This is a genomic window from Marinobacter pelagius (genome assembly GCF_003315345.1).
In the GTDB taxonomy this organism is placed as follows: Bacteria; Pseudomonadota; Gammaproteobacteria; order Pseudomonadales; family Oleiphilaceae; genus Marinobacter; species Marinobacter pelagius_A.
Genome location: NZ_QNRO01000019.1, coordinates 35,399 through 58,515, shown reverse-complemented (window position 1 = coordinate 58,515; position 23,117 = coordinate 35,399). Strand labels below are relative to the sequence as shown.

At 55.3% G+C, this 23,117-nt stretch carries 18 protein-coding genes; 5 read left to right on the top strand and 13 right to left on the bottom strand.

The genetic code is table 11. From position 1 onward, the window contains the following. Positions 1-4: 4 nt before the first annotated feature. Positions 5-163 (top strand): hypothetical protein, encoded by a 159-nt coding sequence (locus DET50_RS19460; protein ID WP_022992176.1) that lies wholly within the window; start codon positions 5-7, stop codon positions 161-163. Between the two features lie 105 nt (positions 164-268). Further along, the gene (locus tag DET50_RS14995; protein ID WP_081699727.1) at positions 269-619 is read left to right on the top strand and encodes a DUF7673 family protein; all 351 of its coding nucleotides are present in this window, start codon (positions 269-271) and stop codon (positions 617-619) included. Positions 620-651: 32 nt separating this feature from the next. Here the strand turns inward: DET50_RS14995 and brxL are convergent, their stop codons facing one another. The 13 genes from brxL to mobI form a co-directional block, all read right to left on the bottom strand. Beyond that, on the bottom strand, positions 652-2,703 hold the full coding sequence (brxL, locus tag DET50_RS14990; RefSeq protein ID WP_022992174.1) for a BREX system Lon protease-like protein BrxL: 2,052 nt from the start codon (positions 2,701-2,703) through the stop codon (positions 652-654). Positions 2,704-2,715: 12 nt separating this feature from the next. Then, positions 2,716-5,214 (bottom strand): BREX-1 system phosphatase PglZ type A, encoded by a 2,499-nt coding sequence (gene pglZ / locus DET50_RS14985; protein WP_022988841.1) that lies wholly within the window; start codon positions 5,212-5,214, stop codon positions 2,716-2,718. Continuing rightward, entirely contained in the window at positions 5,211-5,888 is a 678-nt protein-coding gene (locus DET50_RS14980; protein ID WP_022988842.1) for a DUF4276 family protein, read from the bottom strand. Before DET50_RS14980 ends, pglZ begins: the two co-directional genes overlap by 4 nt. After that, positions 5,885-6,997, bottom strand: coding sequence for an AAA family ATPase (locus DET50_RS14975; protein ID WP_022992172.1), 1,113 nt, complete (start codon positions 6,995-6,997; stop codon positions 5,885-5,887). Before DET50_RS14975 ends, DET50_RS14980 begins: the two co-directional genes overlap by 4 nt. A gap of 61 nt (positions 6,998-7,058) precedes the next feature. After that, positions 7,059-7,700 (bottom strand): retron system putative HNH endonuclease, encoded by a 642-nt coding sequence (locus tag DET50_RS14970; protein ID WP_022988844.1) that lies wholly within the window; start codon positions 7,698-7,700, stop codon positions 7,059-7,061. Then, positions 7,697-8,977: an AAA family ATPase gene (locus DET50_RS14965; RefSeq protein ID WP_022988845.1), complete on the bottom strand. Its 1,281-nt coding sequence runs from the start codon at positions 8,975-8,977 to the stop codon at positions 7,697-7,699. Before DET50_RS14965 ends, DET50_RS14970 begins: the two co-directional genes overlap by 4 nt. Before the next feature lie 10 nt (positions 8,978-8,987). After that, positions 8,988-12,494: a BREX-1 system adenine-specific DNA-methyltransferase PglX gene (pglX, locus tag DET50_RS14960; RefSeq protein WP_113863604.1), complete on the bottom strand. Its 3,507-nt coding sequence runs from the start codon at positions 12,492-12,494 to the stop codon at positions 8,988-8,990. Between the two features lie 84 nt (positions 12,495-12,578). Next, positions 12,579-14,252 carry an ATP-binding protein gene (locus DET50_RS14955; protein WP_022992170.1) on the bottom strand — a complete coding sequence of 558 codons (1,674 nt, stop codon included), beginning with the start codon at positions 14,250-14,252 and terminating at the stop codon, positions 12,579-12,581. A 40-nt stretch (positions 14,253-14,292) separates the two neighbouring features. Continuing rightward, positions 14,293-17,874, bottom strand: a complete 3,582-nt coding sequence (gene brxC / locus DET50_RS14950) for a BREX system P-loop protein BrxC (protein ID WP_113863603.1) — start codon at positions 17,872-17,874, stop codon at positions 14,293-14,295. Positions 17,875-17,917: 43 nt separating this feature from the next. Continuing rightward, on the bottom strand, positions 17,918-18,508 hold the full coding sequence (locus DET50_RS14945) for a DUF1788 domain-containing protein (protein ID WP_011784100.1): 591 nt from the start codon (positions 18,506-18,508) through the stop codon (positions 17,918-17,920). 17 nt (positions 18,509-18,525) lie between these two features. Then, complete coding sequence (locus DET50_RS14940) at positions 18,526-19,140, bottom strand: DUF1819 family protein (RefSeq protein ID WP_022988852.1); 615 nt, start codon at positions 19,138-19,140, stop codon at positions 18,526-18,528. Further along, a complete protein-coding gene (locus DET50_RS14935) occupies positions 19,137-19,346 on the bottom strand; it encodes a helix-turn-helix domain-containing protein (protein WP_008174223.1) in 210 nt (69 codons plus the stop codon). The genes DET50_RS14940 and DET50_RS14935 overlap by 4 nt, the downstream gene beginning before the upstream one ends. A gap of 249 nt (positions 19,347-19,595) precedes the next feature. Continuing rightward, the gene (mobI, locus tag DET50_RS14930; protein WP_023011724.1) at positions 19,596-20,198 is read right to left on the bottom strand and encodes a conjugative transfer protein MobI(A/C); all 603 of its coding nucleotides are present in this window, start codon (positions 20,196-20,198) and stop codon (positions 19,596-19,598) included. A gap of 737 nt (positions 20,199-20,935) precedes the next feature. Here mobI and DET50_RS14925 point away from each other — a divergent pair. The 3 genes from DET50_RS14925 to DET50_RS14915 are packed head-to-tail and all read left to right on the top strand — an operon-like array spanning position 20,936 to position 23,107. Next, positions 20,936-21,136, top strand: a complete 201-nt coding sequence (locus DET50_RS14925; RefSeq protein WP_022987609.1) for a helix-turn-helix transcriptional regulator — start codon at positions 20,936-20,938, stop codon at positions 21,134-21,136. An 11-nt stretch (positions 21,137-21,147) separates the two neighbouring features. Further along, positions 21,148-22,872: a DUF927 domain-containing protein gene (locus tag DET50_RS14920; protein ID WP_022987608.1), complete on the top strand. Its 1,725-nt coding sequence runs from the start codon at positions 21,148-21,150 to the stop codon at positions 22,870-22,872. Next, the gene (locus tag DET50_RS14915) at positions 22,865-23,107 is read left to right on the top strand and encodes a helix-turn-helix transcriptional regulator (protein ID WP_023008356.1); all 243 of its coding nucleotides are present in this window, start codon (positions 22,865-22,867) and stop codon (positions 23,105-23,107) included. Before DET50_RS14920 ends, DET50_RS14915 begins: the two co-directional genes overlap by 8 nt. Positions 23,108-23,117 lie beyond the last annotated feature (10 nt).

Sequence of the window (23,117 nt, the reverse complement as noted above, 5' to 3'; positions counted from 1 at the left end):
GAATATGCTGAACCTATCTGCCACACTGATTGCATTCCTGAGCTTTGTCGCAGTTGTACTTTTTATCTGCGTTGTGGCCTACCGCAACGCGGACCGGCTGGAAGCGTTCCTGGAGCGAAAGTTCCGAAAAAAATCACCCCGACACAATGGCGATCTGAAATAAATTCGGGGCAAACCGGTGTTCTTGCCCAAAACGGGCAGTTTGAGAGCCGTGCCTACTGCGTCGTCCATGGCAGCATAATCGTGAAGTCGATATGAGGTTATGCACATGACGGACAAAACAGCCATGCTTCCCGAAAGCTTTCTATTTTTGCTGGAACAGGAAGAAAAGCGGAGGCAGCTGCGGGAGGACGCGGGGCTTCCGGCTCTCACAATACTGATCGACGCCGCTCATAGTGGAGGCGGCCAGGCCCGGCATATCCGGCGATTCCTGCTTGGCCTATATAACGCGAGTCACTGGCCATTCGAGCTGAACCGGCTGAGGGCCTTGGATGCCGAGCTGCAACAGGCTGCGTTGCAGGTTCTGGCGCTGGATTGGAATGGCCGGGAGGTTCACACCTATGTGCCGGGTGGTGACGAGCTGTTTCAGTCCTGGTGGGAGTGGGAAGCGAGCGCCTGACACACCGCCTCCCATTGCACTGCCGGGTGGATCTATGACTGTTTGATGAAGGTAATTTCGAAGGCCTTGCTAGACCGAAACTGCTGCAACCGGTTGGCAAACGCGAAGGCTTCATTCATCTCGTAGTGCTGGAAGATGTCCAACCCCCGATCCAGCGATATCTTCCAGCCGTGGTCCGTAACGATATGACGGGCGTGAATGGTGCCGCTTTCGTCAAACGCCCAGGTGAAGTCGATGCCCACGGTGCGAGCGGATTCCTGGATTTTTTCAAAACTCTCGTCTTGCAGGTCACCCTTGAACTCGTCCCTGACGGTGACGAGGTGAACCTCCACTTCATCTTCTTCGGCCTTGTTCTTCACGATGGCTTCGAGAAACTCCATGAAATTGCGGATCTGGTAGAAAAGCCGGATGTAGGGGTCTGTGACGGTGATCTTGCTGGCTCCTTTCAGGTATGCGCCAAACAAGCCGTCGAATGAGATGCCCTTCTGATTTTCCTGGAAGGTCAGGTGCTTTTCTTCCAGTACTGGCTCGGGGGCATTCAGCTCTTCTGGCTCGACACCTTTAACGTCCGCTGTTGGCTCGGGTTCTACTCCCTCGTCATCAGGAGTCGAGACCGTCTGGTGGTAGTAGCCTGGGTACTCTTCCTCCTCAAGTGTCGTGACCAGTATTTCCTGGCCTTGTTGATCCTGATAGGAAAAGCGTACTTCGCCGTAGGTGGTATCAATCCGCTGTAACTGGTCCTTGACCCGCTTGCGCCCCTCAATGGCAAAGCGCAGCACTTCTTCAACCTCTTCCCTGGTCGCTCCCCCCTGGGGGAACAGGATCTTCATCAAGCCGGAAAAGGTCTTGTTAATACCGTCCCGATCACGGGTCGAGATATCCGAAGAAAGGGTAAAGTGCTCCTTATACTGGTCGGAGTAATCGTAGTTCCGCATCGAGCGCAGGATTTCTGCAAGGTAGTCCACCACGAAGCCATAGCCGTCGGAGAACATCTCGCCCCGGATGATGTCGACCTCCCATCCCGGAATATAGAAGTGGATCCGGTCCAGAAAGGCAGAATCGTAGAACTTGTCCGGCAGTTCATCGAACAGGTCTGAATGCTTCAGCATGTAAGGAACAGTGTGCCGGGTGTTCCCCACGAACACCATGGACGCCTCGGCGCCCAGGGTTTCCACGCCACGGGAGAAGGACTTGTTGGCCATGTAGTTCTTCATGATGTCGACCAGGGCCTTGTCGACTCGCTTCTGTTTACCGGCGAATTCGTCAAAGGCCACGCAATCCCAGTAGCCCACCAGGCCGATTTTGCCGCTGGAGTTATTCACAAACAGCTTGGGTACGGTGACTTCACCACCGGAAACCAGGATCCCATGGGGCGAGAATTCGGAGTAAACGTGGGATTTACCCGTCCCCTTGGGGCCAAGTTCGATAAGGTTGTAGTTCCGCTCGCAGAACGGAATCAATCGGACCAGTTGCGTCAGCTTGCTGCGCCGTCCGAACATCTCCGGGTTAAAGCCGATACTCTGGATCAGCAGGTCAATCCACTCATCGGTGCTGAACTGCTGCCGCGCGGCAACGTAGGCGTCGTAGTCGAAGTGCGATAGCTGAATCGGCTTGAGGGTGGACAGAATCCAGGGGCTGACGTTCTGGTCTTCAGAAAATACGTATTCGATGTCCGCAATGCACCATACGCCGCTTACCAGCAGTTTGGGGTGGGCCTTGACGGTCCCAGAATCCACCAATACCTTCTTGATTCCCAGGTTGGAAAACTGCGCCTCGTAGGCATCCGTCTTCTCATTCAGGGCCACACTGATCTTGTCGATAACCTTGTAGCGCCCCTTTTCCTTGATATTCGAGCGCACCAGTCCGGCCTCGTTCCGGTGGACATAGTGCTTGGCCAGAATCTCCTTGACCGTTTCAATCCCTGTTTTAATCGTGGCCTCGTCGTTAGTGGCGCAGTATTGGCCGAGCAGATACTCCAGCACGTATGAGGGAACGATGGCGTTGCCCTTGACCGTTTTCACCAGGTCTTTGCGCACCACCAACCCGGGGAAGTGTTCGTTGATCTTTTGGTCAAGCGTACTCATTGGCTATAACCCTCAGAAATCAAAATCGCTGGTAAAGGACCGCCGCATCAAATACCTGAGCGACTTGTATTCCTTGTAGTGGGAGGTGCCGGCGTGCTGTTCTTCCAGCTTCAGGAAAACCTCCTGGCCGTTGGCCTCGTCCGCCTTGCGGCTGAGCACAAAGCGCACCTGAAGCTCCCGCTCGCGGGGGTTCTCCGAGGTCAGGTCAAACGACAGTTCGTGACTGTCCGAAATCAACTCCCCTGACTGGGTATAAATCCCAGCCCGCAGGTGGCGAGGCTGTACTTTCTCGGTAACCGGTCCGGACTGATACAAGGTGACGGCCAGTTGGCCGGAAGTGATCACCGAGCTGGCCCCACGCAGGATGTCCACCTCAACGGCGCTGACATCACTCTGGCGCTTCTTGTTAACCTTCAGGACTGGAATCACAACCTCCTGAAGGGATGCGCCGCCATGCACAAAGCGGCTGCCAGAGCCTTTAAGACGCAGCCGGTTGATGGACTTGGGAATCTGCACTTCCATATCGCCATCCAGCCCAAGCTGCTCAGACGAGAAGTGATGGAAGGCCGGAGAGGCGGACAGCCCCTTACCCAGCACGAACCGACGGTCCCGGTAGCGAATATCATCGCCAGAAACGGCATCGCCCAGGAAATCACTCTCATCCAGCTCACGGTTCTGGTAAATAAAGCCATGGTCAGCGGTGATCAGCAGGTTATTGGCGTTGGCCGCCGTGAGCTTCTTGATCAGTCGAATCAGGTCATCCAGGGTTTGTTCTGCGGCTTCAAAGGCCTGCCCCTCTGAATGCATCTTGTCGCCGGTGTGATCGATGCGGTTGTGGTAGATGTACAGCACATCATTACCCTTGAGCAGCTCACGGCTGTCTTCCCGGTTGAGCTGCATAAAATCCTCCGCCTTGACGGCCTGGCCCCGACCATCCAAGGCGGCCTGCAGGATTTTGGTACGGTTGACCGTGCCCTGTGAGCTTTGGCCATCCACCAGTACCGTACCGGTATCGTTGTCGGCGATTGCCAGGGACTTGTTGGGCAGTAGCGCCGCCATACCGAGCTGGGTATAGCTGGGAAGGGTCGAGAGTGCCGGTTCAAGCTCCGCGCTGTAGCGATCTTCCTGCCGGATAAGGCCCAGCAGCTCATCACCAATCTCATAGCGCATGGCGTCGGAAATGATCACGCAGATCCGTTTGTCCTTGCACAGGTACGGGCGAACCCAGTGCTCGAAAAAGGCTGTTTGCTGAACGACCGGATAGGCCTCCCAGCGCGGCGCGGCATCCACGTGAACCTGGAAGCCGTCGCCCAGCTTGAGCAGGTAGTTGTTGGAATACAAATTCTCCACCTGCTCACTGAGATCGCCCATTAACGATGCCTGGCCGGACATGCGCACATGGTAGGTAAATTTGCGGTAGAGCTGATCCAACTGGAACCAGGAACGGCTGTATCGCTGAACGCCGTCGGAGAGGCTGTCCATGGTGAGACGAGCCTCACCGAGCATCTGGACAAAACGGGCCGCAAACTCAATGGCTTCATACAGGTGGCGGAACTCCCCGTACCAGTGGCCCTGGCGCCGCTGCCGTACCCACAATGCCACATCGCCACTAGTGACCGTGCGGCCTACCACCGCCCGCACCAGGTCACTGATAATCTTCTGGTCGATTAGCCGGAAGTAATCCAGCTCAACCAGGTCCCGGAAGTCCCGCTTACCCAGATCCTGCTCAATGCCCAGCACCTCGGCACACTCGGCAGACAGGGTTTCAAACCCCTGCTCGAACTGCCGGCTGTCTTTCCAGCGCTTGAGGAACACCAGGGCGTCGCCGGTCAGTTTGACATCGCCATCGGTACCCATGGCGTAGCAGGACTTGAACAGCTCGATCACGAAATCGCGCAGGCTGGGTTCACTGGCCTCGTAGCCGTAGAAACGGGTCAGTTGCTCCCACAGGAAGCTGCCCAGACCACAGCGCTCAATCAGCCGGATGCCATCATCACGGTCTTCAGCCAGTTGCTGCAGCAGGGTTTCCACCACCGAGTCCATACGGGGCTCGCTACCGGCACACACGGCCAGCATCTTCAGGCGCAGCTGGCCGGCGGTATCGTCCGGCTTCAGCAACTTCTTCAGTGCCTCCTTGCGCTTGATCGCCTGAAAGAACTCCGTATGGGCCTGAGCTATCTCGGCGAACTCCAGGCCCAACTCCAACTCGGACAGCCAGATGGCCACCTGGTCGGTCCGGAACTCGCCGTGGGCCAGCTGTACGTCCAGCAACCAGTTGTCCAGATCCTCCGGTTGTGGCCCTTCTTTGTACAGCAAGAATTTCTGTTCCGGTGCCTCCCGCAGGATGCGATGTTTCAGGCCGTACTCGTTGTTGGCGATCTCCAGCTTCTCCACGTCCGGAATGGAAACCGCCTCGAAGTCACTGCGCAGCTCTTGCTTGGTGTCGTACCAGAACACAACCCGGTGCTTATCGAAAAGCCTGCCCAGCGCATAATTGATTTGCTGGCTCATTCTTTGCCCCCGAGCTTCTCCAAGCGCGACACCCACTCATCAAAGTGTTTGCATGAGGCCCGCAGAGCACCGAGGCCGATGTGAGCCGCAACCGATACCCCTGATGTCACCTTGTCGTACTCCGGTATCTCTTTGAGAATTCGTTTTGATGGCGCTGTTTCTCGACCGTCATTGATGAGCTCCGGATTTTGGGAGCCGACCATCTTCACTAGATTTCCAATTGGCTGGTCGTGCTCCAGGTACTCCCAATCCAGCTTGGCCGGGTCAGCCAGAATCAGGCTTTCAAATTCATGCAACTGGATATAGGGAATAAAGTTTGGCTTGTTCATTTCATTGCCAAAAGCAGCTTCGAGCCGTTCGATCCTTTGATAAGGCTCCAGCCGTTCCGCCTCGTCAAATCCTGGGAAATCGTCTGGCAAGGCATATAAATCGAACATGCTGGTAAACCAGCATTCCTGGTTGGCGTCTTCCTTCATCCAGGTTTCGATGTCTGCTTTTGCCTTCTGGTAACTGATCAAGCCACCCCGGTATTCTTTGGCTGCCCGTTTGTCCTTGCTCGTTAACACACAGCGCGCGTCGGTGTAGACATCAAAGTGCGCCAGATGGGGTGTCAAAACCTGGTCGACGAAGGCTTTCTCGGTCTGGCCCTCTGCGGTTATGTGCAGTCGAATCACGGCTGCCCTCCCAACACATTTTTCTCCCAAAGCTCCGAGAGGCTGTACCGTTGCAACCATTCACCCAGCGCCTCCGCTTCCAGACGGTGGAACGAGCTGGCGCCGGTCTTTGAATCGCGCTCCACAATCACAATCTGCTCCGGCAGGAATTCATCCACCAGCCGTGTGGACTGGGTGGCCAGGACCACCTGCGTTTTCTGGGATGCACGTTTGATCATACCGGCAAGCTCAAGCGTGGCAGCCGGATGCAGACCCAACTCCGGCTCATCCAGAACGATCACTTTTGGAAGCAACGCCGGTGGCTGCAACAGTAGTGTGGTCAGCGCCATGAAGCGAAGAGACCCGTCGGAAATCTGATCCGGACCAAAAAGATAATCCTGGCGGTAGGTATCAGACCAGTTCAGTCGCACGAAACGGTCATTGCCAGGAAGGGTATCCAGTACGAAGTCGTTGAACTGCGGCATAATCTTGCGAATATGCCGGACAATTCGTTCGTAGTAAGGACGATAGCTGTCCGACTCCTTCAACATCTTGAGGAAGGCCGCGAGGTTGCCCCCATCGCTGCGCAGGTAGGACACATCATCAACGTACACCCGGTCCTTGATTCGGGCGGTGTCGGATGTGTCGTGAAACTGGAAGGTTTGTATGCCTCTGAGCAGACCGGTAAGCACTTTACTGGTGGGCCGATCATCCTGCCCCAGATCCGCTTCGGGGCCACCACTGGACAGAAAGTATTCCTGCGGTCTGGGGTGACCGGCCTTGTGATAGCTTACCTGTTCACCGCTGACGAACAGCCGGTCCGGCAACCCATACGATAGCTTTACATCGTAGGAGTCCGTGGTGCTGTCATCTTCCAGTTTCACGCTGAAACTCAGCGATTCGGTCACCTTTGGGCCATAAAACAGAAGCTGGCTGACGCCCTGCCTGCCAACGTACTGCTGCAGAGCACCAGTGGTCATAAATCCCAACAGCCGGAACAGTGAAATCAGGTTACTTTTCCCGGAGCCATTCGCCCCCAACAGCACCGTGACATCGTTAAAGGCAATACGCTCGTAGTCGTGATTGCTGATGGATTTAAAGCCTTTAACGGCAATTTCTTTCAATTTCATAGGTAGCCCTCCTTCATGAGCGACCTGGGATATTCATGAGAGGCCTGGGAAATTCGATTACTCATGCGGCGGCATAGTCCCCAAACAGGTATTTGATGGTGGTCCAGAACTCACCGAAACGGCCGTCTGCTCCCATGGTTAAGTAGCCCGACACGAACTGACCCAGCTCATCATGGCTCAAGCTATCATCCAGGAAAGGCTCAATTGCTCCAGCTCTCAACTCATTCAACTTGGGCAGGTCGAGGCCCAGTCGGGTAATGGTTTCACAGGCCGCCCGGTCGTTATTGTCAGCAGGTTTAATCCAACCATCACCTTCAAAACCAAACCGGGGCTCACAATTCGCATCCAGCGGAGATATCAACAGCTCGGGGTCAAACCAGTCGCCTTTCAGGTTACCGCAGTGACGGGGCTCACCCTTTCTGATCTGATTCTGGCAGGAGCACAAAAGATTGCCGTAATCCAGCGGATCCACAGTCGGGTCACTCTGAGGCTGAAAGTGTTCTATGTGGGAATCGCCCTCGGTTAACCGGCGTTCACAATAGCAGCAGATGTAACCCTGCTCCCGCATCAATGATCTCTTTACCGAGGCTTTGGGCTCACCCCTCAGGTCGCCATAGGTAGGCTGCCAGTCTTCATTGACATTGGCCAGAGCCTTCCATTGCGTAAAAACTTCAGGTTCGTGGCGCTTCTCCACATACTTCATCGGCCAATCAGCTCCTTGCGTTTGATCAGCACCTTGGCTTTTACCAGTTCCGGATCTTCGCCAATGTCTCGTTCCAATTCAGCAATGCCTTTTCTGGCAGTATCAAGCTCGCCATCATTGATTTGCCCGTAAATAGCTCGAAGAGCATCTTCCACTTGGTCAGGGCGTGTGGTCTCAAGGCCCATCAGATCTTCAAGTACCCTGTCCACCGTCTTCCCGTAGGACTCATTCGGGCGAACAATCTCCAATTCCCCGGCATCTGTCATGTTCATAAGGAACAGATTCTCCGGTTTCACATGGGTAATTACATGCGGTGAATGAGTGGAGATAAAAAACTGACAGTTCGGGAAAACCGCCCTCAAACTGGGCACCACCAGGCGCTGCCATTTCGGATGCAGGTGCAGATCAATTTCATCGATCATCACAATGCCATCTCCCAGCAGCGGATCTTCTCGCTCCGGGTTGGCTATGGCCATGCGCCTGGCAAGGTCGCCAACCATGGCCATCAAGCATTTTTCGCCATCGGAAAGCTGGTTTACCGTCAGCCGCTGGCCTTTCTTCGTTACCTCCATCCGCAGCGGTTGGCGCCTTACGGTCAGGTTTTGGAAGTCCGGCATGAAAATCTCAAGGGCCCGCCGCACCGCCGTTAGCTGCGAATCCGGGAACTCGAAATCGTCCGGCTTGATCAGATCATCTATGTATTTGCGGTTCTCGTTCTCAAGGTCTTCACGCTCCCGGAACCATTCAAAGAAAGTACGGAAGTTGGCGCCACTGGTTAGCGACTCCTCGTAAGCAGAAAGAAGCCCGAACTGATGCTTTTCTCGGATACGCAGTGGAATATCCAACACAGCGCGATTCACCGGGTAGTAAGCAAACAAGGGGATGTTTACCTTCCCGTTGTGTTCGGTGATGCCGGCCTGAATACCCTTGGCCGTTTCGGATGCAGAAATCAGAACAGAGGCCAGGTCCTTTTTGCTGTACCCCTTACGCACCTTCGCCAAGTTCCAGCCGAAGGAAGTACCCTCATCACATAGCTGAATGGCCAGATTGGCGGAGGATTCACCATTCCTGATATCGGATTCGGCAATCGGACGCCCAGACGCACCCGCATGCTTAATCCGATTCGCCAGCCAGGACAGCATGATGGCCGAGGCATCCAGAATGCTGGATTTACCCGTGCCATTCATGCCGACAAACACATTAAGCTTGTCATCCAGATCCAGCGGTAGATCTTGAGCGCCACGAAAGCGCTGCAAGGTTAGTTTGTTGATATGCATGCCTGTGCTCCTAGCCAGAGAGGCCGGTAATCTTCTTTAAAGCTTCGCCAAATTTCGGATAATTGGTCTTCACCCCGTCATCGAGATCAATTTCCACCTGTTCGGTGGCCAGTGGGTAGAGCACATCCCGCTCGTAGTCATCCAGCTCGGCGAGGGTTTTGTTGATCTTCTCGATCTCTTTCAGGGCCTTGGTCTTCTCACCCTGGGAGGCCCCGGCGCTGATACTCAGGGCCTCCAGATGGTTTTTCCGGGCTTTTAGCTTCTCGTCTTTGAAATCGCGCAGGTACTTCAACACCGTGCCCACGGTGTGTGGCTGGTAGCGATGCATATAGATCAGCGCGTTGAATGAGCCTTTGGGTGAGGAGAACAACCAGTAGATGGGCCGCTTCTTGTAACGACGCACGTGGTCGTTGTAGAAGTCCTTCAGGAAGTACTTGCGAATGTCCTTGCCCAGCGCCTGCTCGACAAAGCGGAGGTTTTCCTCATAGTGCTCTTCGCCAAAGGCGATGCGCAGGAATTCACGGAAGCGTTCGGTGATGTCGTCGGTGAACCAGTCGCCATCTAGCATGGGGATGACGTTGTCATCGTCTGCAGGAAAACTCGGCTCCGGAACCCGCTTCAGGTAGTCCTCGATGGTCTCGCCCTGATTGGCCAGGATCAGCCCCGGTTCTTCCAGAGAATAACGACCGAACATACAGCCTACGGCATAGGAGACCAGTTCGCGTATGGTGTCAGCCAGTAGAAGCGCCTCCAGCGCCTCCTCACTCTTGTTGTTCCCGTAGCGGTAGTGGGGGTTGCAGGTCAGAGTGACCTCCTCCAGCGGTACATCTGGTGTCAGCTCATCCTGCAGGCCGTAGGCGTCGATAAAAATGCGGTTGTTTTCCTCCTCCAAACGTTGCTGTTCCTGAGTCGCCTCTCGCCAATGGTTGCGAAGGCTGGCATAGCTGGCTTCCAGAGAATCCGTGCGTTGAGTGAACGAGAGCAGTGGGATAGTGGTGAAATCCCACGAGGTCTCGTAGATGTCCCAATCGAGTTTGGCTCTTGAAATACAATTATCAGCAATTGCTCCAGCCCCAGTTGGCACGGACACTGGAATGTCCGCAAGATTTCCGGGGTTTACATTGAGTGTTGGGTTCAAAGCCCCAAGTGCTGAGTACACAACTGGCGAGTTAAGCAAAGCAGCGAACTGCGCCTGCAGTGATGGATCGTGTATCGGGCAAAGGCCGGATGCGTCGTCAAATAGGAATCCCTCTCCAGTAGAGCGAAAGCTAACTAAACCGGTGGTAATCTTTGTCCACGAAAGCGCTGGCTTGAAGATGTACTCAAGGTTGTGGTTAGTTGACCCTACCTTATAGCCATTACCCCTCATATTTAGAAGTTCGTAACCATCGTCTTCCCAGTTGACGACATGTTCGACATTGCCGTACCAGCGTCTAAAAGGTCCGCCCTTAAGATATGGGAACCATTTAGCTCCAGAGGCATGTGCCGCCTGTCGGTCCGGCAAGCCCTTAGCAAACTTTGAATGCTCAACTTCAAACCACAGTCTAATAAACCTAGGATTATCAGCTGTAACCATCCCTTTCCTTGGGCTTGCAAAGTCGCTGAGTTTTTTTGAATTGGCAAATGTTTCTCGAAGTTCATTGCTTGCCCAGTAGGATAATGGAGCGCCTGGGAGCTTAGAAAAATCGTCTACTTCCGCGACAAAGTAGTAGGGAGCGCAGCGCTTATCTTTACCAGTCGCAAATTCACATTCTTTTTCAGCTTCGCTTTTGCCATTAACTAGCCGAAGGAACTCGGCCTTCTTGTTTGGGATTTTTGCGTTAGCAAATACAAACGCGGTGGTCGAAACTACATCTCCGCCAATAGCATCGAACGCATTTTCACCAAGATGGACCATCGAGAGCAGTGTGTTTTCACTGAGGAGCTTTCGGCGCAACTTTGAAAATGATGACAGAAACATCCATGCCTGCATATTTATCATAGCCAGCATACCGAAGCGCAGTGAAGACTGAAGCCCTCGCTCCATAAAGAGAGCAAAGAGATTCGCGGAACTATCGGGAAACTCTTTGAGAGCCCATGCTTTCAGCTCTTGATTCGCGCTGCTGATGTCCATGTAAGGCGGGTTCGCCACTACTACGTGATATCTTTGGGAAAGAACCTCAGCCATGCGCAACACGGAAACGACACGCGCCTGCACCTCCTTCAGCAGCAGATCGCCGCCAAAATCCCGAGCTTCAATCACTCGCAGCATCTCGGCCGGTTCGCGCAACCTCGGCACGATTAATGAGCCGAAGTTTCTCGCCTGCCCAAACTGCCTTAGCGTCTCGCGCAGTTCTTCAGTAAAAAAATCTTTACCCACAAGAGCAGCTACATCTTGCATCTCGGAGTCAGTAAAGGTGACCTTCTCCAGAACGACAACATTCGGCTGCACCGGCTTCCGGAAAAACCGGCGCTGCTTAGCCCGTGCCTTCATGCTTAGCGCAAAGGCGGCGAGCTCGCCGGCACGCTCATCTATCTCAACACCATAGAGGTTGTGAGTCAGAATCTTGGCCGGAATATCACCAGGTTCGTAGCCTTCCTCTTCGTAAATGGCATACAGCAAATCGAAGGCATACGTCAGCATGTGTCCCGAGCCGCAGGCCGGGTCACAGATCTTGATCTCTTCCGGGCTACTGATCCGCAAAAAGTCGGTCTCGGGCTCTTCCGGCTTGATGTAGTAATCCATCTGCTCGATCAAGCCAGAGTTGGGACGGTTGAGCATCCAGAGGCGTCCCAGCGAGTTTTCCACCAGATACCGAACAATCCAGTGCGGCGTGAACAGCTGGGTTGCCGCAGGGATATTCTCGGGAGTAACCTTCTTGTTCTTCTTAAGATCGGCGAATACTTGGTCTTTCTTCTCGGAGATATAGAACTGATACAGCCAGCCGATCACCTCGACATCCTCACAGGCAACCGGCGTCATGGCCTCGCGGGTGTAGGCCAGAATTGAGTTGCCGGAGAGCAGATCATCCGGCATCAAAAGCTCGGTGTAATCGTCAATGCGCTCAAACAGGAACGGCATTGCGCTGTACCAATAGTTACAGGCGGCTACGACCAGTAAGCGATAGGCTTCCCCTTGTGGATCCTGGCTGGGCATTTTGCCATCGAGCAGGGCGAAGACCCGTTTTCGGGTATTTTCCACGACCATCTCTTCATCGATATGGCCCATCTTGGCATCCGCCAGGATCTCGGGCTGAAACTGCCCCTCGGCAGGCGAGACCACGCCAATGCGGTTATATCGGTTCACGTCCATAAACCGCAGGGCTACGAGCCGGTTAAACCAGATATACGCCACCCGCTCGACAACCTGCTCTTTACCCTGCTCGGCTATCGCCTCTTCCAGCTTTTTGATGGCCGATGAGCTTTCCCGCCGGGCGGGGCTTTCTTCGGCCAATACCAGTTTTAGCTTGGCGCCGACCTGTTCAATCAGGCTGCGGCGGGCGAACTGAGCGAATTTTCTGAGTTTTGCGGTTTCCATCGATTCATGCCTTGGTTTTGATCGTGACCGAGCGATATACGCTGACGCATAAATGAGCGTATATATTTACGCTGAGCGCATAAATTAACGCGTGCGCTTGTAAATAGCCCCTTTACGCTCGCCTAGTTGCTCGATTTCTCCCCTTTTCTTCAATCTGGCCAACAACTTGTAGGCTTGATCCGGGCTGATATGGCACAGCTCAACCACGTCAGCACGTTTGATGCTGCCGTGCGTATCAATAAAGCTCATGACCATCTGCTCTTGCTGGATAGGATCAAACCCTGCCTGGCGTACATAGGCGGCCTTTTGCCCCGCCCCTTGATATACCTTGGCGCCCAAGGTGTAGGTGCGGCCCTTGCCGGTTCCGTGGGCTTCCACCATGCCGGCTTCCACCAGTTTCTCCAGGGTGCCCCGGACCACGGTTTCCGGCTTCTGTACCGACTTGGCCAAGTCCGCCGTTCTCAAGCGCCGCTCATTGCGCAGCCGGGACAGGATAATCAGGCTGTCGATTGGCATGGCGGCGCCGGTCTGTTCCTCGCGCTCGACGATCATGCGCAGGAACTCGGCGTCCGCGTCCGCTGCGCTCATGCGCACGGAGACGGTGTGAGCGGACGACATGGAGTAGTCGGGTGCAGTGCGCCCGTAGCGGAGCATGCCCTCGAAGATCCGGTCGATGCCTCGGCCCGTGCGTTCGGCCAGGCCGATGCGCTTGATAATGTCAGCCAGCAAGGGGTTACGGGAGCGAGGGTCAGCCACCAGAAGGTTGTCCAGGTTGACGCCCTCCACAAAACCACCGGGATTGCTGATGCTCAGGCCGTCATCGTCCAGTTTGACGTGCACGGCGCCCAGGGCGCTGTAGTCGCGGTGAACCAGGGCGTTCACAAAGGCTTCCCGGAAGGCCCGGCGGTCGAAGTTGGGGATGGGCACGCGAAACAGTCCGACCTGAATCTCCTCTTCTTCCACCCGGGCGCGGAACAGTACCTCGACCTCCTCGAAGGTCTCCAGCAGCGGTTTGCGGTAGAACTCATTGACCAGCACATCGGTACCGCGCAGCACCTGGAATGCTACCTCGTGGGAGGGCAGGTGTTGTCGGAGCTGCATGTCGCTCCCCAGCAGCAGCAGCCCTGCCACGGTGGGGTGACGCTGGCCTCCCACGTTCACGGTCAGCCCCAGGGCGCCGTCCAGCTCATCATCCGCCAGGGGCGTCAGGCTCTGGTCGCCGCCGTATTTCTTGATGGCGTTGCGGATGCGGATCCGCTGAATCGGGTCCAGATCCTCAACCGCCAGGTTTTCCACCGGCAAGGCCGAGGGGTCCGTTACTCCCAGGCTGGACTGGCGCTGAACAAACTCATGGGGGTAGAAGGGCACGGCCTCCGGAGTGCCGTCCATTCTCAGGCGCCGACGTTGCAGCAGGCCATCCGAGGTCGACACCAGCTGCCGGGACTTGGGAACCTGGATCCTGGCAATAGTTTGCCCCTCCAGCTCCAGGGCCTCAACGCGCACGGCCAGCGAGGGAATGGTCTTGTTGGCAATCAGTGCGGGCAGGCCGGCGAGGTTGCGGTGGTTGGCATGCAGCCCAGTTGGGGTGCCATCGTCTTCAACGCCCAGGAACAGGTCGCCGCCCTCGGTGTTGGCCAGGGCCACCACCGCGGCCACCAGATCCCGGTCCGGCAGGCTTTTGACGTCGCTCTTGAACTCGACGGCGAGGCTCTCGCCGCCGCGAATGAGCGTCTGGATTTCCTGTTCGGCTTCGTGCATGGCTATCCCCAACATCGACCGGTTAGACGGTTCGGCACGCTTAGATCTGGACCTTTCGGCCTTGCTGGACTTCAACCAGCAGGGCCTCGCGCAGGGCATTCAGGTACCGGTCCACATCACCCTCGTTGGCCAGCCAGGCCTTGTCGAACGCGACACGGAGGTTGCGAGTGTGAACGTAGTCGGCTGCCGATTCCTTGACCTCGGGAGTCCCCCCGTCACTCTGGTCTTCACTCTGGCTACCTGGGTGCTGATCGGGGTCGTCTGCCGGTGCTGATTTCTGATTGGCCAGCGCCACCATTTTGCCCAGCAGCTTCTGGTAGCCCTCTTCTTCAAAGTACCGGGTCCGGTCCTTGATCACAGCAATCAGGCGCTCCTGTCCGATGTAATCGACCAGATCCCGGAACGGTTTATTGAGCTCATCCTGGCGCGGTTCCGGCAGGGACTGGTATTCGTCCATGCTTTGCATGCGTTCCTGCATGGTCTTCAGGGAGGTTTCTGCCTGAGCTCGGGTTTGCTGCACTTTCTCATCGATGCGCTCCTGCAGGCTATCCAGTTGGCCCTTGAGCTGCTGAATGCGATTCCCCTTGTAGCAGTTAGGGTCGTTCAGGATGGTGCGGATCTGCTCGATCTCGTCCCCGGACACATAGATGAAGTTGGGCTCCTGACTCTGCAGGAAGGACCGAGCCTGGTTGTAGATGTCTTTCTGTGAGCCGCCCATAAGCCTGCGGATGGGATCGATGACATCCTCTTTCAGGTCCAGCAGTTGGTCTTCCTGCTTGCCCAATTCCGTCAGGTGCCAGGTGTAGGGCTTTCCGGCGACCTCTTTCAGCGTCACCAGGGCAGGTTTCAAGGCATTGAGAAACGGGTACTGATCGACCTGCGCTATCCGCCGATCCAGGTCGTGGTACATGTCCTGGAAGGCTTCGCCGGCCTCTTTACCCAGGGCCTTGGCTTCGCTGCTGCGGGGCGGGCTGTCGAAGAAGTCCTCGTAGAACGACTTGAGGGCTCGGACCTGAGAGGCGGTGAACTCAATCTGTGGTTCCAGCACCACGTTGCCGTGGCCGTGAGTGTTACGCAGGGCGCGCTCCAGCTCGCTGTCCTCCAGGATGTTACCGTCGAGACGAACTTCCACCTTGCCACGGGCACAAAGGTTGGCCAGGGTGCAGAGAATCGCGGCGTAATACCAGCCGTAGGGTTTGCGTTCGAACTTTTCCAGCAGGCTCTTGAGGGTGGTGCGGACACCGCCCCGATTGTTGCTCTGAATGAACGCCAGCACTTCCTGCTCGGATTCTGCCAGGGCCGTGGCGTCGTTACCGAAAAGGCCATCGTCTGTACGGTTGAGGCAATTGCTGATGTCGTTTTCCGTGTAGGAAACGCCGCGCAACATGCGGAGGTTGGGGTAAGCCCGTGAAATCAGCTCATGGAAGCCCCGAATAATGCGCGTCTGGGGGTCCTCATTCGCCACTTCCACATCGGCGCCGCCAATGAGCAACTTGGACTTGCCCATGAGGGTCTGAACCTGCTGCCGGAGCCTGGCCTCGCGCTCACGGTTCTGGAAGCCCTTGTCATTCAGGATCCGCTTAACGGCTTCCTGCTGGGTAACGGAAATGTTCTGCTTGATGTACTTCTCGGTGCGCTTGAACATGAGCAGATCGCGCACCAGGCGCTCGTCCGACGGCATGAGCACGAACAGCTCGTCCGCCTTGTAGGTCGAGGCTGTGCGTAGCATTTGCTCGTTGTCAGTATGCTCGTGGAACGGGCTGATGACATTGATCGAGAGCTCGTATTCACGCCCATGCAGACGATCATCCAGTTTGCGCGAATAGGAGTAGTCCTGCCCCTGGTTTTGGGAGGAGCCGGCGTCATAGCGGATTTTGCGCTGTTTTATAACAAAGTCGAAAACGATCTTTTCCAGCTCGTCCGCAACGTCCGATGACTCAACCTCTGTGTTCTTGATCTCCTGCTCGACGTCCTTTTCCTCGTCCGTCAGGTACTCGTACTGGTCGCCGTTGCGCTGTATGTAGGTCTGTTGCTCCAGAAGGCTCAGGGCTTCTTCGACCTTGGTGCGAAGTGCCGGTAGATCCTGATCGAAGGCATCCAGCATCAGCACGCAAAGGTTGCGCACCGTGGGCTTGAATTCCTTGACATATTTGACCAGGAACAGGGCCTTCAGCAGCCGGATAGCGAAGGCATTATCGAGATGGTTCTCGGCCTGAATAATCGCCCGCTGTATTTGTGATTTCAGTGCAGAGCGGATGCCTTCAAACATCAGGTCAAAGGTGGCCAGCTGGCCCACCTCATGGTTGCCGATGTGGATGGCCACCTGCTGGAAAACACCCAGCATGGAGCGCTCACCGACAGAACTGTGTTTACCCTCGAAGGCGTTGTGCTGCGACAGATTCTGGATCGCCGATTGAAACAGCGCGAACTGGTAGGGGACGAAGGGGTAGCTGTGGATGAAGTGGTCCCTGTCCCGGAAGTTCCGGTAGGTGGCCGATCCATCCGCGAAGTCAAACAGGGTTTTGAAGTTGTTTGCCTGCGCGTGATAGACGTCCGACAGCTGATTGACGCCTTCTTCGGTCTTGGTTAGCAGGCGCTTCTGGATGACCTCCGCCACGTCCGCACTGGACAGCTTCATACGGTTATTGAACCGTGCCTGAATTTTCGAGAAATCGTTGCCTTGCTGCTTGCCCATTTCGCCAACCACGTTTTTCATTTCTTCCTGGGCGGTGACGATAATCCAGGCCCGCCCACGACACTTGGTGGCGAGGCTCTCGGCAATGGTTTGCAGGTTGGTCATCAGCTTGGTGTTGTCGGCAATGTACTGGCCAACCTCGTCCACAAAGAAGTTCAGGCGGAACTCTTTGTGGCCACCCTCTTTTGCCTGCTTCTCGATATAGGTGTTCACATTGTCCGCGAAGTCCTCTATCGAAACTCGGTATTCGCTGCGGTACTTGTCCAGAATGCCCGCTGCCGACTGCGGGTCGCCACCGGTCACAGCGGCGTAGGCTTTGGCGATATTCGCGCCTTCCAGGAGGGCCTGCTCCCGGCCTTTCTGCCAGGGGCGGCCGGCGATGGTCTCGTACTCGGCTTTGAATTGTTCGTACAGGCCACGGCCGTCCAGATCGCGCTCAAACTGGGCAATGTGCCCTTGTTTGCCGTAGTAGCCGCACATTTCGTCGAAGACTTTAACGAACACGGCCAGAAGCGCATCGATTTGGGTTTTGCTGATGACATCGGCTTTCTGGTCGATGTTGAACAGAATGCTCTTCGCCGGAATTGAGACAGCTCGCTTCAGGTCGCCCCGGAGAATTTCATTCTCACTGCACTTGGGAAGGAACAGGTCCAGGGTAGTAGCACCGTCCATCTCCCGGTTTTCAAGCAGAAGGGCCAGCATCTTGAGGAGGTGCGACTTACCTGAGCCGAAGAAGCCGGATACCCAGACCCCGTTCGCCCCTTCGTAGTTATTGTAGGCGTCCAGGAACTCTTCGAGGCGTTTCTCGACTTCGTTGGTCAGTACGTATTCTTCAATTTCGAGGCGAAGACTGGCTTCATCGTCGGCTTTGATAACGCCTTCAATGGGGCGGTCAACGGGCTTTAGAAAAATATTCTTCAATGTCATTGTACTTTCCCTTAATGATTACGCCTCGAATCGTATCGTCCGCTCAGGCTTCGTAATGAAAGATGTTGAACGCACGGTAGTACTTGTCGTCATGCAGCCTGCCGAACAGATCCAGCGATGCACCGGTTTCCAGCGAGTGGGTATAGGACCCCGGAAAGAACATCACCGTTGGCTGGTCTTTGGCGGTGCTCTGCAAGTTGTTGAGCACGTTATGGGAGCGTATGTAGGGGAAAACCTCGCCCACCCCTGAGAGAAACAGCACGTCAAACTCAACGGACTGGAGTTTTGCCGCAATAGCGGGCACCAAATGGGCTTCCGGGTCCAGCACTCCCTGTAGCAGTTCTTTCAGCTGATCCTTTGAGACCGTGGGCTCGAGCTCCAACACCTGCTCCCAGATGTCTCTTTCTTTCAAAATATCGACGGCCAGGTCGTACAGATTGATACTCAGGATCCGGATGCCCGCCTGCTCCAGCCGGTTAACCAACTGCCGCTGAAGACGCTCCATCTCGACCGCTTCTTCAGGCCGGTAGGGACAGATGAAGAAAGGCACTTCATTACCCAGTCCCTGTTTGTTCAGGAACCGCTGGCCGGAAACCACGCTAAACAGGTGCTGTAGTCGCTCCTGCATCGGCATTTTGGCAATGTCCTTTTTCAAGCTGACATCCCCCTGATATCGGATTCATAGACTGGGAAGTAGAAAAACTCGTCAGGATTGTTCTGACGCAGCAACTCAACCAGCCTGGGGCTGAGCAGAACTGCGTTTATGGTTTTGTCCTTAGCTAACAACCCTGCCTCCCGCAGCATTCTGAACAGGACCTGCCGCAATTTATCGCGCGTTGAGGCGCTGGCATTATCCAGTTCGTCATGCCATTCCGATTTACGGTTATAGAAGGCATCGAAATCCTCAAAACTGAGATCCAGCTTCATCGCGACAAACCGTTCGTGTAGCACTTCCACCGCAAAGTCCGCGATAAAGCGGTACAGGCGGCACACGGCAACCCACAGAAGGTGAGCCTGGTCCTGGTGGTTTGCCTCGGCCAGGAAAGTCAGTTCGCTTTCGGTCAACGTCTTCAGGCGTGCAATCGCCTCTCTACAGGTGCGCTTTGCCGTGCTTTCTGTTCTGGCCTGTAGCAGGTTGTCATGTAGAGCTTGAGTCCGCACATCTTCCCAGTCACGGAGCGACAGGTACAGCTCGGCCAACTTCACCGATTCGCGGTGATACAGGCTGCCGGACGTGAAGGAGATGCGATACCGGCCTTGGGTCATTCGGAACGCTCACCTTTGCTCGTCTCAGCGGCTCCACCGCCCTTGACCCACTCATCCACTTCGACTTTTTTGAACTTCCAAAATCGCCCCATGCGGTGGGCGGGCATTGCGTGCTTGTCGATCCAGCGGTACACGGTGTCATTGCTGACACCGAGGTGCTTGCCAATTTCGTCTACGGATAACCAGCGATCTTCCATCTCGGCCATGTTTTCGCTTCCTATGGGCGATGGTGTTGCCACCTTATCTGAGGCGGCACGGTCTCATGGGCGGAACAGCCCTACACTACATTGACTGATCAATATATAGAGGTACCACGCTGCATTCAACCGATTTGACCCGGATAGACCAGCAAAGAACGGCATATATAGCCACCTGAAATCTGGGCGATCCCATCAATAGCCCCACGCAATCAACACCTGCGGTGTGAGCGGCATGCCTTTTACCGCCAACAGCCCTCATCCCTCCTCGTTGGAGGGGCTTGAACTCCCGCTGGTCGCCTCCTTCAGTCCACCGAGGTGCTCCTCCAGATTTTTCAGGAGGCGCTCGCTTTTCCGCACGATTCGACAAAGCTCCGCCTGGTTGGCATTGAGCCTTCGCAACATTTCAAAACCGTCCTCAGTTTCCATGATGAGCGGTTTCTCCCAGTCCTGTGCCCGCGTGAAGGCCGGTTTGTGATAGCGGAACCGACCTTCTTTGCGGATGTACTCACTGAAAACTGATCGGCCCTCGCCACTCTTCTTCGGGATAAAGCGGTTGTAGTACCAGGACAATTCCAGTTTTCTTTTTCTGAGTCGAACGCGGCAGCCGAAGTGCCCGGGATAGCCGGGTGTCTTGTCGGTACGATGAGCCATGTTGTGGGACCAGAAGTGATCACAGAGCCGCTGCGCCAGATAGCGGTACCTTGCTTGCTCCACGTCCGCTTGCTGGTGAATCGCCGTCAGAAACTGACGGCATTGCGTTATGGCGGCTTTGATACCACGTTGGTGGTTCACATTTTGGGCTCGGCTGACCGCCTCCCACTCTTCGCAGATTTCCTGGTGAGTCATTCGTTTGCTCATGGCTGGCTCCTCGCTATGGATTTGCCAACAATCGTAATCCGTCGAGTGCTTTGAGCTGCCATGTGCTTTTGTCCTTTTTGGACACAAAGGCGGGGGCGGAGGCAGATTCCTTCCTCCAAGCCATGGGACCTTTCCAATTCCTGTCCACGTGACTACCTGATTTGGGACTTTGCCGCTGCGCTCCCACGCGCCATGAAATAGCTCGCATGGGCTGAAGGATCCGCGCTCCATTATTTATTTGGGACCCTGGCCTCCCACCTCAGTGAAAACACCGGTATCCGGTGGCTTGATGGAACCGGACTGACTGTCGTCGCTACGACAATTCCCGCTACTTCCTCGGGGCACTTACAAAGGGCTTGGAAGAGACCTTTTGGAGCCCCGTTGTGATATGGACATGCCCCGTAAAATAACAGGGCCTCGAAAAGGCTCTTTAAGAGGCTGTTTTGATCACGTCCAGCATTGACTTTCACATGTGAAAGTCAATGCGCATTACCGCTTCACAAAATGATGCCGTGATGGTGGCGGGTAACAGCGATTGCTTACATTTCGCCAGATTTTGCTCGTAAACCGATGAGGCTCCCATGAAAATCGCCTTAATGACAGAAGTTAACCTTTAATTTCATCTAGTTATAATTTTTTTCTCTTTGCGCCCAAAATGGCCAATTTCACGGTTCTGGTCCTGACTCCTGATTACTAATAATCACTCCTGCCGTTAATCAACGAACCAGGAGTAGATAATGAAACACATGTTTTCTAGCGAGACCAACGAGCGCTTGCTCACATACGAAGAAGTGTGCGCCGTCACTCAGCTATCGCAAGCCACGCTACGTCGATACGTCCGATCAGGTCGCTTCCCCGCCCCCATCAAGCCAAACCCGCAAGGTCGAGCCGTCAGGTTTCGGATCCAGGATGTTAGAAACTGGCTGGATCGGTTGTGACGGAGGGGCAAATGAAATTTCAATTGAGAGACTCTGGCCTGTACTGCTTCAGCTCTGATGAATGGCAAAGAGTTGGTGGATGGATTGAGGTTATTGCCAGAACCCGACTCTCCAACAAGAAGCACGGTCACGGTGCGCTGCTGCAGTGGAAAAATATGGACAACGTCCTGCTCCGCGAGGTGGTGTATGCGCGCAACCTGAACGGCGATAACGCCCGACAGATACGGGAGCTGCTCGTGGACAGCGGCTATCCGCTGGAGCCTGGCAATATCAGTTGGGCACGACTACAACGCTACCTGCTTGAGGAAATGGCAAAGGCGCCGCCGGCCACAACCGTCGACCGTACAGGTTGGCACGGCCCCATCTTCGCGACGAGTAGCTGGACGGCAGGTCAGGCGGATGAGCAGCACTACTTCGTCGGGCAGCTATCAACCTCCCCTCTACTTCAGGAAAACGGTTCTCTCCAGGATTGGCAAGCTCAAGTGGGGAAGCTGTGTGAGGGCAACCCGCTGGCGATGTTCAGCATTGGGGTAGCCCTTGCGGCACCACTGCTGAAGCATGCGGAGATTGAAAATGGGGCTTTTCACTTCGGCGGCAATAGCTCCAGCGGTAAAACGACACTACTGCAGGCGGCCGCGAGCGTGTGTGGTGCACCAACGTTTGTGCGGAACTGGGTATCGACTGCCAATGGCTTGGCAGCCGTGGCTGCTGAGCACAATGACATGTTGCTGGCATTGGATGAAATTGGCCTGGCGCGCCCGGAAGATGTCGATGTAGCGACGTATCATATAATGACCGGTGCCAGTAAGTTGCGTGCGAATATATCAGGGGACCTTACTGCACAAACGCACTGGCGAACTCTGGCTTTAAGTACCGGTGAGGTATGGCTATCGGAAGTATTTCAGGAAATAGGCAAGTCGGTTAAAGCCGGCCAAGAAACCCGACTTGTCGAGATTCCGATTTTTGGGAGGTTTGGAGCCTTTGACAAGTTGCATGGATTCAACAGTGCCCAAGAGTTCGTGGACACGTTGAAAAGCCGTACCGGGCACTACCACGGCACACTGTTCCGGCACTGGCTCGAGCGTCTTACAGAAGATGTGAATGACCTACCCAGCTACATCCAGAATGAGGTTGCCCGGTTGACGGAGCAATGGAAGACCCCTCATATGGCTTCGCAAGTCGTCCGAGTGATCAGGCGGTTCGCACTGATCACCGCTGCACTATGCCTGGCATGTCGGAACTATCTCCTCCCCTGGACGGAAGCGGAGTCGGTTCGAGCAGTACACCAAGTCGTTGGAGCCTGGCTTCGGAGCCGGGGTCACATCTTCAATTCGGAGGAGTACCGCCTGTTGGCCCGCCTTCGCGATGCTATTTACAAATGGAATCACCGTCTCGTTGACATAGAGCGGGGGGATTACGGAAGAGCAATTGGTCTGCGACGCAAAGTGGCCGGTGAGACGCAGTGGCTGATACCCAAAAATACTCTTATCAAGGAGCTTGGCCTTCGAAGTCGATACACCCGGGAAATTGAGCCGCTGATCCAGAGAGATTTCCTGGAAACCAATGAACAGAGCCGTGGCACCATGAAAATCAAGCTACGGGATCGATCGGAGCGTTTTTTCGCCCTGTGGCCTGATCGCATCAAGGCGTATTGGGAAGCGCTACCGGATGGAGATGGACTTTCCCAGTTTCCCACTTATCCCAGTGTTGATTCGGAGGTAACGGAGAATGAGTAACAAGACCTTCAGTCCGCCTTCGGAGGAGGTGCGCGCCAAGCTGCTGGCTCGTTCTGGACAGTGTGAGCGGCTGGTTCGGGAGTCGGACCGTCGAGCGATTACAGCCGTCAGCCGGACGCAGTGGTGGACCTTGGAACGAAAGCGAGTGGCTCCGGCACGACTCAAGCTGGGATGCAACTCAGTGGCCTGGCGCCTGTCGGATCTGTTGGCCTGGATTGAGCAACAAGGGGCCTGATCTGGCCCCT

Coding starts and splice junctions, on each gene's coding strand:
- DET50_RS19460 (WP_022992176.1), top strand. CDS start 5: ATGCTGAACCTATCTGCCACACTGATTGCATTCCTGAGCTTTGTCGCA.
- DET50_RS14995 (WP_081699727.1), top strand. CDS start 269: ATGACGGACAAAACAGCCATGCTTCCCGAAAGCTTTCTATTTTTGCTG.
- brxL (WP_022992174.1), bottom strand. CDS start 2,703: ATGAGTACGCTTGACCAAAAGATCAACGAACACTTCCCCGGGTTGGTG.
- pglZ (WP_022988841.1), bottom strand. CDS start 5,214: ATGAGCCAGCAAATCAATTATGCGCTGGGCAGGCTTTTCGATAAGCAC.
- DET50_RS14975 (WP_022992172.1), bottom strand. CDS start 6,997: ATGAAATTGAAAGAAATTGCCGTTAAAGGCTTTAAATCCATCAGCAAT.
- DET50_RS14970 (WP_022988844.1), bottom strand. CDS start 7,700: ATGAAGTATGTGGAGAAGCGCCACGAACCTGAAGTTTTTACGCAATGG.
- DET50_RS14965 (WP_022988845.1), bottom strand. CDS start 8,977: ATGCATATCAACAAACTAACCTTGCAGCGCTTTCGTGGCGCTCAAGAT.
- pglX (WP_113863604.1), bottom strand. CDS start 12,494: ATGGAAACCGCAAAACTCAGAAAATTCGCTCAGTTCGCCCGCCGCAGC.
- DET50_RS14955 (WP_022992170.1), bottom strand. CDS start 14,252: ATGCACGAAGCCGAACAGGAAATCCAGACGCTCATTCGCGGCGGCGAG.
- brxC (WP_113863603.1), bottom strand. CDS start 17,874: ATGACATTGAAGAATATTTTTCTAAAGCCCGTTGACCGCCCCATTGAA.
- DET50_RS14945 (WP_011784100.1), bottom strand. CDS start 18,508: ATGCCGATGCAGGAGCGACTACAGCACCTGTTTAGCGTGGTTTCCGGC.
- DET50_RS14940 (WP_022988852.1), bottom strand. CDS start 19,140: ATGACCCAAGGCCGGTATCGCATCTCCTTCACGTCCGGCAGCCTGTAT.
- DET50_RS14935 (WP_008174223.1), bottom strand. CDS start 19,346: ATGGCCGAGATGGAAGATCGCTGGTTATCCGTAGACGAAATTGGCAAG.
- mobI (WP_023011724.1), bottom strand. CDS start 20,198: ATGAGCAAACGAATGACTCACCAGGAAATCTGCGAAGAGTGGGAGGCG.
- DET50_RS14925 (WP_022987609.1), top strand. CDS start 20,936: ATGAAACACATGTTTTCTAGCGAGACCAACGAGCGCTTGCTCACATAC.
- DET50_RS14920 (WP_022987608.1), top strand. CDS start 21,148: ATGAAATTTCAATTGAGAGACTCTGGCCTGTACTGCTTCAGCTCTGAT.
- DET50_RS14915 (WP_023008356.1), top strand. CDS start 22,865: ATGAGTAACAAGACCTTCAGTCCGCCTTCGGAGGAGGTGCGCGCCAAG.